Here is a 17,428-nt window from a genome sequence, read left to right as displayed (position 1 = left end):
GCGCGCTGAATAGACTACGTGCTGTGAGTACCCGAGAAGCGATTGAGCGAGCGACGGCGGCAGACAGTGATGCGATTACACACCTCGTGCGTGAGGCATACGAGCCCTACGTCGAGACGATCGGCCAAGAACCAGCGCCGATGCACGCAGATTACAAGTCGGCTATCGAAGCTGGTCAGGTGCACATCTGCACGCACGATGGCGAACTCGCCGGGGTGATCGTCACCGAGGCCTCGCCTGCGCACTTCTCCATCGAGAACGTCGCGGTCGCGTCGAGCGCGCGCGGGACCGGTGTGGGTGCGCGGCTCCTTGAGTTCGCGGAAGGCGAGGCGCTTCGGCTGGGTCTCAGCGAGGTTCGGCTCTATACGAACGCCAAGATGACTGCGAACCTCGACTACTACCCCCGACGCGGGTATCGCCGTACCGGACGACGTATCGAGGATGGTTACGATCGCGTGTTCTTCGCGAAGACGCTCTCCACCACGTCTGCGCCTGCGGCAGATCAGCGCCTCAACGAGTTCGGTCAGCCGATCGGTGCTGCCGTGAACCGCGTGCTTCCTGCGCCGGCACCCGGCCGTGTCACCCTGATCGGGGAGCACTGCAGGCTCGAGCCCCTCGACCCCGACGCTCACGCAGCTGGGCTCTACGCAGCCTTCGCGGCGGCGCCAGATGCAAGCGACTGGACATACATGCCGGTTGGGTCGTTCGCGTCAGAGGCGGACTACCGCGCATGGGCCGACGTCGCAGCGCTCGCTCAGGATCCGCTGCAGTTCACCGTCGTCAGCATCGCCACGGGCGAGCCCCTCGGAACGCTGTCACTGTTGCGGCAGGACCCGAAGAACGCTGTCGTCGAGGTCGGGTTCGTCGCCTTCTCCCGGGCGATGCAGCGTACGCCCTACTCCACCGAGGCTCACTTTCTGTTCATGCAGTATGTCTTCGACGAACTGGGCTATCGCCGTTACGAGTGGAAGTGCGATGCGCTCAATGAGCCGTCGAAGCGTGCGGCGGAGCGCCTCGGGTTCAGCTTTGAGGGCACCTTCCGGCAAGCGACTGTCTACAAGGGCCGCTCACGCGACACAAGTTGGTTCTCGATCATAGACACTGAATGGCCCGACCTCCGAGCCGAGTTCACTCGTTGGCTGGCCCCCGAAAACTTTGACGAGGCGGGTGTGCAGCGGACGCCGCTGCGGACCCGATCCTGATTGGCGGCTGGCCCTGGCCCATGGGCCCCTGGCCCTGGCCCCCGGCCCCTGGCCCTGGCCCCCGGCCCCTGGCCCTGGCCCCCGGCCCCTGGCCCTGGCCCCTGGGCCCCGGTCGGCCCGTCTTCGCGCTCCTGGCATCGGCACCCCTGCCGGTGAGCGCACACAGCGGAAGTGGGCAGCGCACAACCATGTGATCTGCTGAAGATATGCTCGGCGCCGCGGTGTGCTGCATAGGGAATGCCGATCCCATGGTTAATGGCTGTGGCTGTGGCTGCGTGGCCCTCCAGCCACAACTACGCAGGCTGCCTGGCCCCGAGCGCCCGACGCACCCCAGCGGCTGCAGCCCGGCCGGCGCGATTCGCCCCGATGGTGCTCGCAGACGGCCCATAGCCAACGAGCTGCACGCGTTCATCCGCGACGGCCCCGGTGCCGCGCCCCTCGCGATCAAGCTGGATGCCACCCGCCGGGCTGCGCAGTTGCAGCGGCGCGAGGTGCGCGATTGCGGGCCGAAACCCCGTCGCCCAGATGATCGCGTCAACTGCCTCGAAGGAGCCGTCGTGCCAGCGCGCACCGGTCTGTTCAATGCGTTCAAACATCGGGCGCCGTGACGCGTAGGCCCCGAGCCGCTCCGCCTCCCGTTCCTGCTCGCGGAGGGCGAGGCCTGTGACGCTCACCACGCTCTCGGGCGGAAGCCCCTGGGCGACGCGCTGCTCGACGAGTGCGACGGCGGCGATGCCGGCCTCCGGCGTGAAATCGTCGGTGCGCCACACGGGTTCGCGCCGCGTCACCCACACGGTGTCGGTGATCGGGGCGATCGCGCCGAGGAACTGCACCGCAGATGCGCCTCCGCCGACGACGAGGGTGCGTTTGCCGCGAAAGTGCTCGGGCCCGGGGTAGGCGACGGTGTGAAACTGTTCGCCGCGAAACGTCTCAGCGCCAGGGTAGTGGGGGATGAATGGCTGCGTCCACGTGCCAGTCGCGTTCACAATTGTGCGGGCCCGCCACGAGCGCTCGCCCGCGTGCACGGTGAGGATCCCGTCGTCGCCTGACTCGACCCGCTCCACCTTGACTGGGCGAACCACAGGCAACTCGTGCTCGGCCTCGTAGCCCGCGAAGTACCCAGGGATTGCGCTGTTTGCACGCTCTCGGGTGAGTGGTGGGGGAACGGATCCCGGCAGCTCGGCGACACCGTGCACGTCGCGCATAGTGAGTGCGTCCCACCTGTGCTGCCACGCGCCGCCAGGGTGCGCGTTCGCGTCGAGCACGACGTGCTCGATCCCGAGCCGAGACAGGTGATACGACGCCGAGAGGCCAGCCTGGCCAGCCCCGATCACGATGCTGTCAAGGACTCCGTCTGCCTGTGTCACCGCGCTAGGCCTTGCGTTGGCGCACTGGGTGCTCGCTCAAGATCGAGATGCGGTTGAACAGGTTGATCGTTGCAGCAACCCATTCGGCCGCAACGAACGTCTCGTCTCCGAGCACGGTTCGCGCCCCGAATAGATCGGCCTGCGCCTCCTCTGTGAGCGGCAGTTGAGTCGCCGCTTCTGCAACCGCGAGGACCGCGCGCTCGCGCTCGCTGTAGATGTCGGCCTCGCGCCAGGCTGGCAACAGATCGAGGTGCTGCTGGGAAACACCGGCCTCGCGCGCTTCTTCAGTGTGCAAGTTCAAGCAAAACGCGCACCCGTTGAGCTGCGAGGCTCGCACCTTGATGAGTTCGCCCTCGATGAGCGAGAGGCCGCCGTCGGCGGCCGCCTGCGCAATGGCCTGCGAGTATGCGCCGGCTGCCTTCCACGCCTGGGGCGCGACCTTGTCGAGATACGGGCGCATGTTGCTCCTCTTTCGCCTACGTGTGCAGCGTTGTGAACTCACAGCGCTACCTCCACTCAACCAGAGCGCAAAGCTTGCGTCACGTATTCCCGTGCATTCAGTCGGGCAGGCCCTGCGCGCCCCCGAAAGAAGGCGGTAGCTCCGACGCGCCAAGCAGCGCGACGAGCAGCCGATCCACGGCCAGGCGGTCGAGGCCTGCCCGGCTAAGCGCGCGCAGAAGAACGGCGCCGATGAGCGCGTCTGCGATCTCGTCAACGGGGGCATCCTCACCGAGCAGGGGAGTGGTGCCGCGGCCAGCGCGCAGCCGTGCCGAGAGCGCACCCGAGCCCGAGATTGAGTCGCGCAACCTGCGTCCGACCTCAGCGTTCTCGGTCGCGGCGGCGATGAGCGAGCGAACGAGACCTTCGCCGTGCTCACCCTCGATGAGTTCGCCGATCGCGGTGAGCCAGGTGGCGAGGTCGGCCCGCACGTCGCCAGTGTCGGGAACCGAGAGCCTGCCGGGAAACACGAGGCCTTCGAGGAGGCACTCAGCGAGGATCGCGCTCTTTGACTTCCACCACCTGTAGATCGTCTGCTTGCCGACTCCAGCGCGTGCTGCGATGCCCTCGATCGTGAGGTTGTCGTATCCGCGCTCGACGAGGAGTTCGACTGCGGCGGCGAGAATCGCCTGCCTGGCGACCTCGCTCCTGATGGGGCCGCTGCGCGACGACTGACCCCCGCGGGCGGGCGGATTTTCGGGCCCCGAGTCGGCCGCGGTGGAACGCGGGGGACGGGACGGCTGTGCCGCAACCATGAATCCTCCAGGCTAGACGAGACGGTTCGTGTAATCTTACGGTGTTGGTCGATGCCGACGGCGGCCAGGATACCGCGGTCGCCTCGCACCAGGGTTGAGGAGACCACTATGGCCGAGCTGCTACACCGCCTCGGAACGTTCGCCGCGCGGCGCGCCTGGGTAATGATCGTCGCCTGGGTCGCGATCCTCGGAATTGCAGGCGGAGGCTTCGCGATTGGCTTCAAAGGGCTGAGCTCAAGCTTCGACGTGCCAGGAACCGCGTCGGGGGAGGTGCTTGAGGAACTCCAGGACTCGCTTCCAGACTTCGCAGGCGCCTCGGGGACCGTTGTCTTTCACAGCGACGACGGCTCGGAGCTCACCGACGACCAGCGGGCCGAAATCGTCAGGGTCGCCGAAGAAGCGAAGGGCCTCCCAGATGTCGCCGACGTCATCGACCCGTTCGACGCGGAGCGCCAGCTCGCCGATCAACGCGCCGAGCTTGCGGACGGCAAGGAACAGATTGCCGCAGGCCGCGAGCAGGCCGAACAAGGGCAGCGACAGCTTGACGCCGGGCTCGCGCAGCTCAACGCAGGCCAGGCTCAGCTCGACGCCGGAAAAGCTCAACTCGAGGCGGCTGGCCTCCCCGCAGAAATGCTCGCCGCGCAGCTCGCTCCGCTCGAAGCGCAGCAGGCGCAGCTCGACGCTGGCCGCGCTGAGCTTCAGGCTGAGCAGCAGAAGCTCACCGAGGGGCTCGCGACGCTCGACGAGAACGAAGCACGACTCGAGACAGGTGCAGAACTCGCCTCGTACGCCGAGGGCATCCGTCTCGTCTCGGAGGACGGCGCCACTGCGCTCGTGAACGTCTCATTCACTGAGCCCCGCCTCGACCTCCCGCAGGAGTCGAAAGACGCGATTATCGAGCACTTCGAATCGAACCCGATCGAGGGGGTTGGCGTCTCGTTCTCAACCGATATCTCGCAGGGCGTCCCCGAGATCCTCGGCGTCGGCGAGGCCATCGGCGTCGCAATTGCCGCGATCGTGCTGGTCGTCGTGCTCGGCTCCCTGCTCGCCGCGTCCTTCCCGATCGTGACCGCCCTCGTCGGAGTCGGCATCGGCGCGATGGCGACGCTCGCGTTCTCTGGCGTCACGCAGATGGCGTCAGTCACCCCGATCCTTGGCGTCATGCTCGGGCTTGCCGTCGGTATCGACTACTCCCTCTTCATCCTCTACAGGCACCGGAAGCAGCTGCTCCAGGGTGCCGACGTGGTCGAATCGATCGGCCTCGCAAACGGCACCGCAGGCAACGCGGTTGTCTTTGCCGGTGCGACGGTGATCGTTGCGCTGCTCGCGCTCAACGTGAGCGGCATCCCATTCCTCGGCCTCATGGGCACAGCCGGTGCCGTGAGCGTGGCCGTCGCGGTGCTCATCGCTGTCTCGCTGACACCCGCGCTCCTCGGCCTCGCAGGGCGCAAGCTCCTCGGGCGCCGTGCGCGCGCGACAGCCGAGGCGGCAGCCGCCGCGGCCGCACACCCGGCGCCAGAAGTACTCGACGGCACCGTGACAACGCAACCGTCCCGCGGGCTGAAGCCGATGTCGAACCTGCGGGCCGTGCTGACTGCGGTTGTTGCCGTTGCCGTGCTGCTCGTCCTCGCGATTCCGTCGCTCTCGATGCGCCTTGGGCTGCCCGACGGCGGATCCGAATCAGCAGGCTCAAGCGCCCACACCGCCTACACCCTCACGAATGAGGCCTTTGGCGAAGGCGCGAACGGTACGCTGCTCGTGACAGCCGATCTCCCCGACGGCCTTGACGATGACGCCGTGCTCGGCGCTCAGGCCGCCGTCGCCCGCGAGCTCGCAGCGAATGCAGATGTCGTCGCGGTCGCACCCGTCGCTGTCTCAGATGACAACAGCCTCGCCGCATTCCAGGTGATCCCCGCTGAAGGCCCGAACAGTGAGTCTACCGACGCCCTCGTGCGTGAGCTCCGCGAGCTGCCGCCAGTGAACTTCACGCTCGACTCGGGCGAGAGCGGTGAGGCTGCGCTCGGCGTCGCCGGTCAGGCCGCGATCAACATCGACATCTCCGAGGGCCTGAACGACGTGCTGCCGCTCTATCTCGCGGTCGTGGTCGGTCTCTCATTCATCATCATGGTGATGGTGTTCCGCTCGCTCCTCGTGCCGCTCATCGCGACCGGCGGCTTCGTGCTCTCGCTGTTCGCAACCTACGGTGCGGTCACCGCAGTGTTCCAGTGGGGCTGGTTCGGCGACCTGCTCGGGGTACACAACCCTGGCCCGATTCTGAGCTTCCTGCCGGTCATCCTCGTCGGGATCCTGTTCGGCCTCGCGATGGACTACCAGCTGTTCCTTGCGACGGGAATGCGCGAGGCGTTCGTGCACGGAGCGCCCGCTCGGCTCGCCGTCGCGCAGGGGTTCCGTGCAGGGCGGACGGTCGTGACGGCGGCGGCCATCATCATGGTGGCCGTGTTCGGCGGATTCATCGCCTCAGACTCGGTGATGATCAAGTCCATGGGTCTCGGCCTCGCGCTCGGCGTGCTGTTTGACGCCTTCATCGTGCGGATGCTCCTCGTGCCCGCGCTCATGCACCTCGTTGGTGGCGGGGCGTGGTGGCTGCCGAAGTGGCTCGACAAGATCATCCCGAACGTCGATGTTGAGGGTGCTGCGCTCGAGCGGCGCCACGCTCTGCAGCACTAGCACCGGGGCCTGGCGGCTCGGGCTCGGCCGGCTCGGCCGCCCCGCCCCATCCCCGGTCCCGTCCCCAGCCCCGCCCCACTCCCAGCCCCCACTCACCTCCGAGCTGGCAGTTGTTGCCGCTTCCCGACTCGGCAAGCGACAACAACTGCCAACTCAGGGGCGTGAGGCCGGGGCTGGCCCCGGTCGGGGGAGTCTGCAGGGTAGGGCTGGGGAGGGGCTGGCCTTGGGCCGGGGTTGAGGCTGGGGCCCGGGCCGGGGTTGAGGTCGGGTAAGAGCTGGGTAGGGGCTGGCCTAGGACTAGGGCTGGGCCGTGCCCAGGGGCAAGAGCAGGGGAAGGGGCCAGGAACCGAGCCGACACACCAAGAACCGGTGCCGCGCCGAAGCCCTGGGCAACCGCACCTAAAGGCGACCGCACCTAGCCGCGGCGGCTGACCCTGGCAGCCCAGCGGCCGTCCCTGTGCTCGATGTCGATCGGGTAGTCGAAGCTCTCCGATACGAGCTCTGACGTCAGCGTCTCGTTGACGCCGCCGGCTGCGAGCAGTGTGCCGTCTTTGAGGAGCATCGCATGCGTCGTTGAAGCTGGCAGCTCTTCGAAGTGGTGTGTGACGAGGACGGTGGCGAGCTCTGGGTGCGACGTGTGGAGATCGTCGACGGTTTCGAGAAGCTGTTCGCGGGCCGCAACGTCGAGCCCCGTCGACGGCTCATCGAGCAGTAGCAATGGCGGCTCGGTGAGCAACGCGCGTGCGATCAGTGCCCGACCGCGCTCGCCCTGTGACATTGTCGGCCAGCGCACTTCAGTTCGATTGCCGAGCCCAAGGAGGTCGGCGAGGTAATCCGCTCGCTCGACGAGCTCGGGGGCTGGCTGCCACCCCATCATGAGCTCGGTCGTGCCAGTCGCGCCGGTGAGCACGACCTCGCGCACGGTGAGGGGCGAGCGCAGCTTGTGGCGGGGGTTGACGTGCCCGATGTGCTCGCGCAGCCTGCGGATCTCGACGCGCCCAAGCTGTTTCCCGAGCACGTGGACGGTGCCGCTGGTTGGGTGATGCTCGGCGCCACAGAAGCTCAGGATCGTGCTCTTGCCAGCCCCGTTGGGCCCGATGAGCGCCCAGTGCTCGCCAGCCCGGATGCCGAACGAAACGTCGTGCAGGATCGTGCGCCCCTCGCGCACGAACCTCACGTCGGTCAGGCGCAGCACCTCGCCCGCGCTCACAGGCCCGCCGCCGGGCTCGATGTTGGCTGGGCTGGGGTGGTTCGGGATCCCGAATCCGATCCCGGTGAGGTGAGCGCGTCGCCGAGGGAGCGCAGGTGGGCCCGCGCAACCGATGCCGCGCGGGCCGCGTCACGGGCCGCGATCGCGTCGGCGAGGTCGACGTGGTGGTCGTGATCTTGTGAGCCGCTGAAATCGTTGCTGCCGAATGAGCCGCGCAGGCGCAGCATCTCGATCATTGCGGGGCGGATGCGGGGCGTGAATCCGTCGAACAGTTCGAGCAGGATCGGGTTGCCCGCTGCCTGCACCACGGCCCGGTGAAACGCGGTGTCGGCGTCGACGTGCGCCGCGATGTCGTCGCGCTGTTCCGCGCGCGCGTCGAGGGTGCGCCGGATCGCGCGCAGGTCGGCTGGCGTGCGGCGGTGTGCGGCGAGCTCGGCGCTTTCGGCTTCGATCGCGGTGCGCGCTTCGATGACGGCAAGGATGTCTGAGCGCCTGAGCACGAGGTCCCAGTCATCGCGGACGTCGAGCGCGGTGACGAAGACGCCAGCCCCTTGCCTGGACGTGAGGACTCCGAGGCCAGCGAGCTGGCGGATTGCCTCGCGGGCTGTCGAGCGGCCGACGCCGAGCTGCGGGGCGAGCGTGGTCTCGCCTGGCAGCTTCGCGCCGAGTTCCCACTCGCCCGCGCGGATGCGGTTGAGGAGTACGTCGGCCGCTTGGTCGGCGAGCGAGGATCGTTGTACCTGGGCCATGACTCTCGAATCTGTCTGGTGCGCACTCTACTCAAAGTGCGCTACTTGTCTGAGGAGTTGTGTTACAGTCTACGCATGTTTCCTCGAGCATTTCTTCTCCTTCTTCGCCACGGCGGGGCGTAGCCAGACCGGCTCCCCGCCGTGGGGAGTCGGGTGTGCCGGTCGTATCAGTACCAGCACGACAGGAAATCGAAATGACATCACTCACCGCGCAGTCCGCAACGACGATCGCGCCGCAAACAGCAGCCTGGAATCGCCAGCAGCCCTCGGGCATGCCTTCTCACCGCTACCGCGACGTGTTCTCGCGCGTCGACGTGCCGCTCGAATCACGCGAGTGGCCGACGAAGCGCCTGACTGAGGCCCCACTGTGGGTGCCGGTGGACCTGCGCGACGGGAACCAGGCGCTCGCCGAACCGATGGACCCCGAGCGCAAACGCCTCTTCTTCGAGCGAATGGTCGCCATGGGGTACAAGGAAATCGAGGTCGGTTACCCCTCGGCCTCACAGACCGACTTCGACTTCGTCAGGCTCATCGCTGAGACCGACATCGCGCCAGACGACGTCACCATCGTCGTCTTCACCGCAGCGAGGCGTGATCTCATCGAGCGCACAGTCGAATCGATCGCGGGCATCTCGAACCCCGTCGTGATTCACATGTACACAGCAACCGCGCCCATGTGGCGCGACGCCGTGCTCGGTCACAGTCGCGAGGCCCTGAAGGAGCTGATACTCGCGGGCGGCCGCGACATGTTCGAACTGGCCGGAGATATGCCCGGCGTCCGCTTCCAATTCAGCCCCGAAGTGTTTAATCTCACCGAGCCCGACTACGTACTCGAGGTTTGCGACGCGATCACCGAGCTATGGGATGCCCGGCCCGAGCGGCCCGTGATCCTCAACCTGCCGGCGACAGTCGAAATCGCGACCCCGAATGTCTACGCCGATCAGATCGAGTACATGCACACCCACCTCGCCAGGCGCGACGGCGTGATCCTCTCGGTGCACCCGCACAACGACCGCGGAACGGGCATTGCGTGCGCGGAACTCGCCGTGCTCGCGGGTGCGCAGCGCGTGGAGGGCTGCATCTTCGGGAACGGCGAGCGAACGGGCAACGTCGACATCGCAACGCTCGCCCTGAACCTGCACGCGCAGGGCATCGATCCGAAGATCGACTTCTCAGACATCGACGCGATCCGGCGAACCGTCGAACACTGCAACCGGATTGAAGTGCACCCGCGGCATCCCTACGTCGGTGACCTCGTGCACACTGCGTTCAGCGGTACCCACCAAGACGCGATCAAAAAGGGGTTCGCTGAGCATCGCGCGCGGGCGGCTGCGCTCGGGGAGCCTGAGGCTGAGCTCGAATGGCGAGTACCGTACCTGCCGATCGACCCAGCCGATATCGGGCGAAACTACGACGCCGTGATCCGGGTGAACTCTCAATCGGGCAAGGGCGGGATCGCCTACCTCCTCGAGAGCAGCTACGGGATCACGTTGCCGCGGCGCCTGCAGATCGACCTCGCCAAGCGAGTACAACACCACAGCGACGAGAGCGGGGAAGAAGTGACCGCAGCCGAGATCCTGGCGATCTTCACCGAGGCGTACTGCGCGCCGGCGCAGGCGTCCGTGGGCGCCGGCGACGCGGTGAGGCCCGTGCCGAGGCTTGCGGCGTTTGAGACCACGGGCGACGCGGGGGAGGAGCGCACGGCGGTCGTGCTGCGTTCCGCCGCGGGCGCAGAGGCGGTGACTGAACACTTCGGGGTTGGGCCAGTCGAGGCGCTCACCGCCGCGCTTGCAGATATCGGCATCGACCTCGACGTGCTCGAACTGCATCAAAACAGCATCGGTGCTGGCAACTCGAGCGAGGCGATCACCCTCATCGAATTCAGGCACACCGGTGGGACAGCGTGGGCCGCAGGCCGAGATCGTTCGACGCTCAGGGCGACGCTCGCTGCGGTGATGGCGGCAGCTTCCCGCGCCTGAGGAAAGGCCCTGTCCGCGCAGGCGTGCGTCGTCGGCGCGGACAGGGGAATGCGGGTTGCGGCAGTCGCAACCCGCCCCGCGTAACATGGCGTGTAACACCCGACGACGAAGTGGAGACGCCATGAGCGAGACCAGCAGGATTGTGCTTGGGATGATGCGGATCGAGAACTTGAGCGCAGGCGAGATCCGGGAACTCTACACAGGCGCGCGCGAGGCGGGGGTGACGCTCTTCGATCACGCTGACATCTACGGCGGCGGCGAGCACGGCTGCGAACGCCGCTTCTCTGAGGCGCTGCAGTTGAGCTCTGCAGAGCGGGAGCAGATCGAGCTTCAAACGAAGTGTGGCATCAGGCCGGGTGGGCGCGGCTTCGACTTCTCGGCCGACTACATTGTGCGCAGGGCCGAGGAATCGCTTGCAGCGCTTGGCACCGACTACCTCGACGTGCTCATGCTGCACCGGCCTGACACGCTCGTCGAGCCAGAGGAGGTCGCGTCGGCGTTCTCGCAGCTTGAGGCCGCGGGCAAGGTGCGCTCGTTTGGGGTGTCGAATCACACGTCGCAGCAGATTGAACTGCTGAAAACCGCGGTGACCCAGCCGATCGCTGTGAACCAGGTGCAGTTCGGGCTCGGTCATGCCGCGCTCGTTGCGCAGGGCATCGCAGCCAATATGGAGGGGCTGAAGCAGTCGGCAGTGCGCGATGGTGGCCTGCTTGAATACGCGCGCATTCACGGCATCACCCTTGAAGCGTGGTCGCCGTTCCAGCGTGGGTTCTTCTCGGGGTCGATTTTTGAGCAGGGTGGGCTCCGGGAACTCCAGGCGGTGCTCGCCCGCATCGCCTCAGAACGCCAGACGACGCCAACTGCGATCGCAACGGCGTGGATCACCCGTCACCCGGCCCGCATGCGCGTCGTGCTCGGAACGACGAAAGCAAGCCGCGTCGCGGAGGCTGTCGCAGGCGCGGGCATCGTGCTCAGCCGGGCCGAGTGGTACGAGCTGTTTGTGGCGGCGGGTTACGAGGTGCCCTAACGGAGACGCTCGACGAAGCCGGGTAAACTGCTTGCCTTACGGCAGCGCACGACGCCGCATCCGCACGAACTGAGGGAGCCCCACATGACCGCCGAACGCGAAGTACTCACCTGGGACGGATTCGGGGCTGCGACCCGTGAACTTTCGCGCCAGGTTGTCGCCGACGATTTCGTCCCCGAGGTCGTTGTCGCGATCGCCAGGGGCGGGCTGCTTCCGGCTGGCGCGATCGCGTACGGCCTCGGGGCGAAAAACTGCGGCGCGCTGAACGTCGAGTTCTACACAGGAATTGGCACAGTGCTCGACAACCCTGAGGTGCTGCCACCTGAACTCGATATGGGCTATCTCAAGGGCCGCCGCGTGCTTCTCGTAGACGACGTTGCTGACTCGGGGCGCACGCTGAAGCTCGCGGTCGAGCTGCTCGTTGCCGAGGGCGCCGACGTGCGTTCGGTCACGATCTACACAAAGCCGTCAACGGTCATCGCACCCGACTATGCGTGGAAGGCAACCGACAAGTGGATCGACTTCCCGTGGTCGGCTGATGGCTCGGTCATCGAGGAAGACGCGAACGCCGCCGAGCGGAGCGCATAGCCCGCAGCGCGTTACAGCAGCTCGTCGGCGCGCAGCGCGAACCAGAGCTCCGCGCGGTCTGCGGCGCTTGAAAGCGATCTCCCCGTGAGCCGTTCGATGCGTGTGACCCTGTCGCGAAGCGTGTTGCGGTGAATGCCGAGGGCTGCGGCTGCGGGTCCCCGCTGGCCGTCTGACTCGAAGAGCGCGTCGAGCGTCTCGCAGAGGAGCTCGCGGTCCGCCTCGGGAGATGCGTCGCCACCGGCTCCCGCTGCCGAGAGTGGCCCTAGCACCTCACGGCTGAGTCCCGCCGCGGCGGGTTTCCCTGCGGCCCCCAGGCTGAGTACTGCCTCGAGGAATGGGGCGTCACGGTCGACCCGGATGACCTGCGCGCGCCGGGGTTCTGCGTAGAGCGCTGCGCGGCCGGGCAGGTCGCTGATGCGCGACGCCGCGGAGCGCGCGCTCACGGGGACGCTGCCGCTGTCGACTTCCCTTCCGACGACGAGGTCGAGCCCGTGCTGCACCGTGCGTGTGATCGCTGGATCGGGGTGCGCGCCGTCGACGATCTGCCACGCTTGCGCGAGCCCGCCAGGCAGCTCTTCGGTTGAGGTGATGAGCCTGTCGAGGCCCAGGCGGGGTTCGGTGCGCCAGGCTGAGATGTCTTCTGGGGAGCCCTGCACCGCGACGGCACGCAGCGTCGTGGGCATCACGAGCCCGGGGGAGAGCACTTCGGCGGTTTCGGCGGGGAACTCACCACTCAGGATCTTGCCCGTGAGTAGCTCCCAACGCTCACGTTCGGCGCGGTCTGTCGCTCGATCGCTGCGCACGCTGAACCCGAGTGCCATCGCGCCCGCGGCGATCACTGAGCTGCCCTCGGGCGTGAGGGGCCCGGATCCTGCGATGGCGAGCCTGAGGTTTCCCTCGGTGTCGAGTGCGACGAGTTCGGCGCCGTCTGGATGGAATCCTTGCGTGCTTGCGAGCACCCGGTCGGCACCGGCGATGAGCGCAAGCTGTCGGCCGGTTGCCTGCGAGATGCTTGCGAGCACCTCCGCCGGATCTTGCGCTCCCCGCGCGCTGTCGAGGAGGCGCAGCTGCACCTGCAGCGCCGAGCGGGCGGCACGCAGCTCGTCGGAGCGCATGAGGCCGGCGACAGCCTTGGTCACGGCAATGAACGGCACTGGCAGCGGGATCTCGAACAGGGCGACACGGTAGGTGCTCGCCGCGCGGAGCAGGGGCGTGGGCACTGTCTCGTGGTTAACGCCAACACCGAAGCCGATGGCGGCGATGCGGGCCCGGCTGAGGCCCGCGACGAAGTCGAGCCAGCCTGGGTCGTCAGCACTGAGGGAGAGGCCAGTCGTCATGATGATCTCGCCACCCTCGAGGTAGTCGCTGAGCGTCAGCAACTCGGTGATTGAGGCCCAACTGAGCTCTGGGTCTCCCTGTCCCGCCTGCAGCAGTGTGAGGCCGAGATCGGGCAATTCGAGCAGTTGGGAGAGCGTCGCCATGGTGTCATTCTCGCACAGTATTGAATGCAAAGAGTGTGCAGGTTTTGCCCCATGGGTTCTGGTGATTCACCTACAGTTGAAGTATGACAACCTCAGGTCCGCTCGCCGGCATTCGAGTCGCAGACTTCTCTCGAGTGCTCGCGGGCCCGCACGCAACGATGCTGTTGGCTGATTTTGGTGCAGACGTCATCAAGATCGAGAGCCCCGAGGGCGATGGCACCAGGCAGTGGTCCCCGCCAACAAACGCGATCGGGCAAAGCACCTACTTCGCGGGGGTCAACCGTGGCAAGCGCTCGGTCGTCTGCGACCTTCGCAGTGAGGAAGGCATCGCGCTCGCGACCGAGCTCGCGACGACGGCCGACGTCGTTATCGAGAACTTCAAGCCAGGCACGATGGACAAGTTTGGGCTGAGCTACGAGGCGCTCGCCGCAGCCAATCCTGGCGTCGTGTACTGCTCGATCTCGGGCTTCGGTGACGCTGAGGGTCGCGATCTGCCCGGCTACGACCTGCTCGTGCAGGCCGTCGGTGGGCTCATGAGCATCACCGGTCAGGCCGACGATGCCGGCGGTGAGCCGACCAAGGTTGGCGTCGCGCTCGTCGACATCCTCACTGGTCTTAACGCGGTTATCGGTATTCAGGCCGCGCTTCGCGCCCGCGACTCGGAGGGCGGCACTGGCCGCGGCCAGCACGTCAAGGTGACGCTCCTTGGATCGCTGCTGTCGGCCCTCGCGAATCAGGCCTCATCGACACTTGAGACCGGGACGTCGCCTCAGCGGATGGGCAACGCCCACCCCTCGATCGCGCCCTACGAGACGTTTCACGCCGCCGATCAATCCGTCGCGCTCGCCGTGGGCACTGACGGTCAGTTTGCAAGGCTCTGCGAGGTGCTCGGCGTTCCGGGGCTCGCGACCGACGAGCGGTTTGCAAACAATCCCGCCAGGGTTGCGAACCGTGTCGCGCTGCGCGCAGCCCTTGAGGATCGGCTTCGCTCGCGCAACGCAGATGAGTGGATTACTGCGTTCACCGCGGCGAACATTCCTGCGGGCAGGGTGAATACGATTGCGCAGGCGATCGAGCTCGCAGAGTCTCTCGGCCTGAACACCGTTGCCGAGACAACTGGCGTCGCGCCCGATGGCACGGAGCATACTCTTCGCTCCATCGCTGCACCCATCCACTTCTCAGAGACGCCTGCTCGCTATACCTCGCCACCTCCCGGGGTCGGCGAACACCAGGGCGCGACCTGGCTCTCACGCTAATTTCTGCTGCACCCCCACGAACAAAGGAAACTCATGACAACCACGATTGACCAGCTGTTCAACGTCGCCGACTTCGTTACCGAAGAAGAGCGCGAGTGGCAGCTCAAGGCCCGCGAATTCGCACAGACCAAGATCAATCCGATCATCGACCAGGCGTTCGAGGATCGCAGGCTCCCCGTCGAGCTGCTGCCCGAGGTCGGCGAGTTCGGCGCGTTTGGCATGTACATGAACGGCTACGGCCTCCGCGGGGCGTCGTCCGTTGCATACGGTCTCGTAGCGATGGAGTTTGAGGCCGCTGACTCAGGTTTTCGCACCGCACTTTCGGTGCAGGGATCGCTCGCGATGGGCGCCATCTACAAGTTCGGCTCGGAAGAGCAGAAGCAGCGCTGGCTCCCGGCGATGGGCCGCGGCGAGGCTGTCGGCTTCTTCGGTCTGACCGAGCCGCAGGGCGGCTCCGACCCCAACACGATGCTCACCCAGGCACGCCGCGACGGCGACCAGTGGGTGCTCAACGGCAAAAAGCGTTGGATCGGCCTCGCAACGATCGCACAGGTCGGCGTGATCTGGGCGAAGGACGAGGAGGGCGTCGTGCGCGGCTTCGTCGTGCCGACCGAGACCGAGGGCTTCAAGGCGACCGCGATCGAGAACAAGCTGTCGATGCGCGCGTCGCTGCAGACTGAGATCGAGCTCACCGATGTGCGACTGCCTGCAGACGCGATCCTCCCTGGAGCCAAGGGGCTGTCGGCGCCATTCAAGTGCCTGAACGAGGCTCGCTACGGTATTGCCTGGGGTGTCATGGGCGCTGCCCGCTCGTGTCTCGAGGCGGCAGTTGAGCGTTCGCAGACGCGCGAGGTGTTCGGTGCCCCGATCGGCTCGAAGCAGATCATCCAGGCGCAGCTCGCCGACATGTTCGTTGAGTACGAAAAGGGCATGCTGCTCGCGCTGCACCTCGGTCGCCTGAAGGATGCAGGGACGCTCACCTACGGGCAGATCTCCGTTGGCAAGCTGAACAACGTTCGCGAGGCCATCAAGATTGCGGGCCAGTGCCGCTCGATCCTCGGAGGCGATGGCATCACCTCGGACTTCCCGGTGATGCGCCACATGGCAAACCTCGAGTCGGTGCGCACCTACGAGGGCACCGATGAGGTACACCAGCTTGTCATCGGGCGTGAGCTGACAGGTATCGCTGCGTTCTAGTCTGACGCTGCAGGCGCCCGTCGCCCCTCGGGGGCGACGGGCGCTGTGCGTTTTCGTGTCGAGGTACCCGGCATTGGCGCTGTGGCGGGGGATAGTCGAACGTTGCCAATTGGATCGACGGTTCCAATGCCCGAAGCTTGCCTGGGCTGCATGCGAAGTGCAGATCACATTGCGTGGGGCCGGTGGGGTGGCGGGGGAGTGCGGTTTGGGGCCGGTGGGGTGGTAGGCCCCTACTTCACGAGACCGGAGTCGATGAAGCGATCGTCGCCGGCGCGCGGCTCGACCCGGCCGTCAGTATTGTTGCTCAGCAGCCAGAGCTTGCCGTCGGGAGAGACGGTGACGTCGCGGATGCGGCCGTACTCCTCCACGAAGTGATCGGAGCTCGTCGTCAGGTCTGAGAGCGGCACCGTTCGCACGCGCTGGCCACGGAGATTCGCGATGTAGATTGTGTCGTTCGTGATGGCGATGCCGCTCGGGCTCGCCTCGGCGGGTGTCCACTGTTGCACGGGGTCGACATAGCGGTCGTTACCAGCGATGCCTTCGACCTCGGGCCAACCATAGTTCGAGCCGGCGGTGATGACGTTGAGCTCGTCCCAGGTGTCTTGCCCGAACTCGCTTGAATACATTGTGCCGTCAGCCGCCCACGCGATCCCCTGCGGGTTGCGGTGCCCGTAAGTGTAGACGGGTGAGCCCTCGAATGGATTGTCGTCGGGTACCCCGCCGTCTGGCGTGAGTCGAAGGATCTTGCCAGCGAGGCTGTCGAGGTCCTGCGACAGCCACGGTTGCGAGGCATCGCCGACGGTGACGTAGAGCATTCCGTCTGGGCCAAACGCGATCCTGCCACCGTTGTGCGACGTGGCGCTCGGGAGGCCCTCGACGATGGGCGTCGCCTCGCCGATCGTGAGCGAGCCTGGAGTGCCTGTGAGCGGGAATCGCTGCACTCGGTTGCCAGAGCTCGCCGTCGAGTACGCGTACAGAAACTCAGGCTGGGTGCCCTCAGATGCTGGCGACACCGCGATGCCAAGGAGGCCGCCCTCGCCGCCATGCACGACGCCGGGGATTGTGGCGATTTCGCGGCTGGCCCCGTCCTCGGTGAGCTCGATGAGCTTGCCAGAGTCGCGCTCACTCACGAGCGCAGAGTTCTCGACGTAGGCGATCGACCACGGTGCGGCGAGGCCGGTCGTCGACTGCCTCGGGCCGAGTGGCTCGCTCGGCTCCTCAGTTGGGGGCGCAGTCGTCGGCGCGGGGCTCGGTGACTCCGGAGTCTCCGTTGGCTGCTCGGCGGCGCACCCGGCGAGACTGAGGAGCGCCGCGACGGCACCGGCGGTCAGTGCGACGGCTGCGGAGTTGAGCGAACGGGTCGAACGGTTCATAGAGACCTCCCACAACTCACGGTAGTTGATCTTGGTGAATCGAGCCACACACATTGTT

At 66.6% G+C, this 17,428-nt stretch carries 14 protein-coding genes; 7 read left to right on the top strand and 7 right to left on the bottom strand.

Annotated features, from left to right (window positions below):
* Window positions 1–23: 23 nt before the first annotated feature.
* Complete coding sequence (locus ACF07D_RS02340) at window positions 24–1,202, top strand: GNAT family N-acetyltransferase (RefSeq protein WP_391503729.1); 1,179 nt, start codon at window positions 24–26, stop codon at window positions 1,200–1,202.
* A gap of 293 nt (window positions 1,203–1,495) precedes the next feature.
* Here the strand turns inward: ACF07D_RS02340 and ACF07D_RS02335 are convergent, their stop codons facing one another.
* From ACF07D_RS02335 to ACF07D_RS02325, 3 genes are all read right to left on the bottom strand, one after another.
* Window positions 1,496–2,569 (bottom strand): NAD(P)-binding domain-containing protein, encoded by a 1,074-nt coding sequence (locus ACF07D_RS02335; RefSeq protein WP_391503728.1) that lies wholly within the window; start codon window positions 2,567–2,569, stop codon window positions 1,496–1,498.
* 4 nt (window positions 2,570–2,573) lie between these two features.
* Complete coding sequence (locus ACF07D_RS02330) at window positions 2,574–3,029, bottom strand: carboxymuconolactone decarboxylase family protein (RefSeq protein ID WP_119283174.1); 456 nt, start codon at window positions 3,027–3,029, stop codon at window positions 2,574–2,576.
* Window positions 3,030–3,126: 97 nt separating this feature from the next.
* A complete protein-coding gene (locus ACF07D_RS02325) occupies window positions 3,127–3,822 on the bottom strand; it encodes a TetR/AcrR family transcriptional regulator (RefSeq protein ID WP_391503727.1) in 696 nt (231 codons plus the stop codon).
* Window positions 3,823–3,930: 108 nt separating this feature from the next.
* Here ACF07D_RS02325 and ACF07D_RS02320 point away from each other — a divergent pair, with 108 nt between their 5' ends.
* A complete protein-coding gene (locus ACF07D_RS02320) occupies window positions 3,931–6,510 on the top strand; it encodes an MMPL family transporter (protein ID WP_391503726.1) in 2,580 nt (859 codons plus the stop codon).
* A gap of 415 nt (window positions 6,511–6,925) precedes the next feature.
* On the opposite strand, the gene ACF07D_RS02315 is transcribed toward ACF07D_RS02320, so the two are convergent.
* Both ACF07D_RS02315 and ACF07D_RS02310 read right to left on the bottom strand, forming a co-directional pair.
* Window positions 6,926–7,720 (bottom strand): ATP-binding cassette domain-containing protein, encoded by a 795-nt coding sequence (locus ACF07D_RS02315; RefSeq protein WP_119283171.1) that lies wholly within the window; start codon window positions 7,718–7,720, stop codon window positions 6,926–6,928.
* Window positions 7,717–8,469, bottom strand: a complete 753-nt coding sequence (locus tag ACF07D_RS02310; RefSeq protein ID WP_119283170.1) for a FadR/GntR family transcriptional regulator — start codon at window positions 8,467–8,469, stop codon at window positions 7,717–7,719. Before ACF07D_RS02310 ends, ACF07D_RS02315 begins: the two co-directional genes overlap by 4 nt.
* Before the next feature lie 194 nt (window positions 8,470–8,663).
* Here ACF07D_RS02310 and ACF07D_RS02305 point away from each other — a divergent pair, with 194 nt between their 5' ends.
* The 3 genes from ACF07D_RS02305 (at window position 8,664) to ACF07D_RS02295 (ending at window position 12,063) form a co-directional block, all read left to right on the top strand.
* On the top strand, window positions 8,664–10,448 hold the full coding sequence (locus ACF07D_RS02305) for a 2-isopropylmalate synthase (RefSeq protein WP_391503725.1): 1,785 nt from the start codon (window positions 8,664–8,666) through the stop codon (window positions 10,446–10,448).
* A 121-nt stretch (window positions 10,449–10,569) separates the two neighbouring features.
* A complete protein-coding gene (locus tag ACF07D_RS02300; RefSeq protein WP_391503724.1) occupies window positions 10,570–11,475 on the top strand; it encodes an aldo/keto reductase family oxidoreductase in 906 nt (301 codons plus the stop codon).
* An 84-nt stretch (window positions 11,476–11,559) separates the two neighbouring features.
* A complete protein-coding gene (locus ACF07D_RS02295) occupies window positions 11,560–12,063 on the top strand; it encodes a phosphoribosyltransferase (protein ID WP_391503723.1) in 504 nt (167 codons plus the stop codon).
* Between the two features lie 11 nt (window positions 12,064–12,074).
* Here the strand turns inward: ACF07D_RS02295 and ACF07D_RS02290 are convergent, their stop codons facing one another.
* A complete protein-coding gene (locus ACF07D_RS02290; RefSeq protein ID WP_391503722.1) occupies window positions 12,075–13,544 on the bottom strand; it encodes a PucR family transcriptional regulator in 1,470 nt (489 codons plus the stop codon).
* Window positions 13,545–13,627: 83 nt separating this feature from the next.
* On the opposite strand from ACF07D_RS02290, the gene ACF07D_RS02285 reads away from it, so the two are divergent.
* Window positions 13,628–14,800 (top strand): CaiB/BaiF CoA transferase family protein, encoded by a 1,173-nt coding sequence (locus ACF07D_RS02285; protein WP_391503721.1) that lies wholly within the window; start codon window positions 13,628–13,630, stop codon window positions 14,798–14,800.
* 33 nt (window positions 14,801–14,833) lie between these two features.
* Entirely contained in the window at window positions 14,834–15,997 is a 1,164-nt protein-coding gene (locus ACF07D_RS02280; RefSeq protein WP_119283164.1) for an acyl-CoA dehydrogenase family protein, read from the top strand.
* Window positions 15,998–16,227: 230 nt separating this feature from the next.
* On the opposite strand, the gene ACF07D_RS02275 is transcribed toward ACF07D_RS02280, so the two are convergent.
* Complete coding sequence (locus ACF07D_RS02275) at window positions 16,228–17,418, bottom strand: PQQ-dependent sugar dehydrogenase (protein ID WP_391503720.1); 1,191 nt, start codon at window positions 17,416–17,418, stop codon at window positions 16,228–16,230.
* Window positions 17,419–17,428: the final 10 nt, after the last annotated feature.

Origin of the sequence: Leucobacter sp. NPDC015123 (genome assembly GCF_043080205.1) — a bacterium.
Classification (GTDB): domain Bacteria; phylum Actinomycetota; class Actinomycetes; order Actinomycetales; family Microbacteriaceae; genus Leucobacter; species Leucobacter aridicollis_A.
The sequence above is the reverse complement of the archived record's forward strand: the minus strand, read 5'-3'. Positions and strand labels throughout refer to the sequence as shown.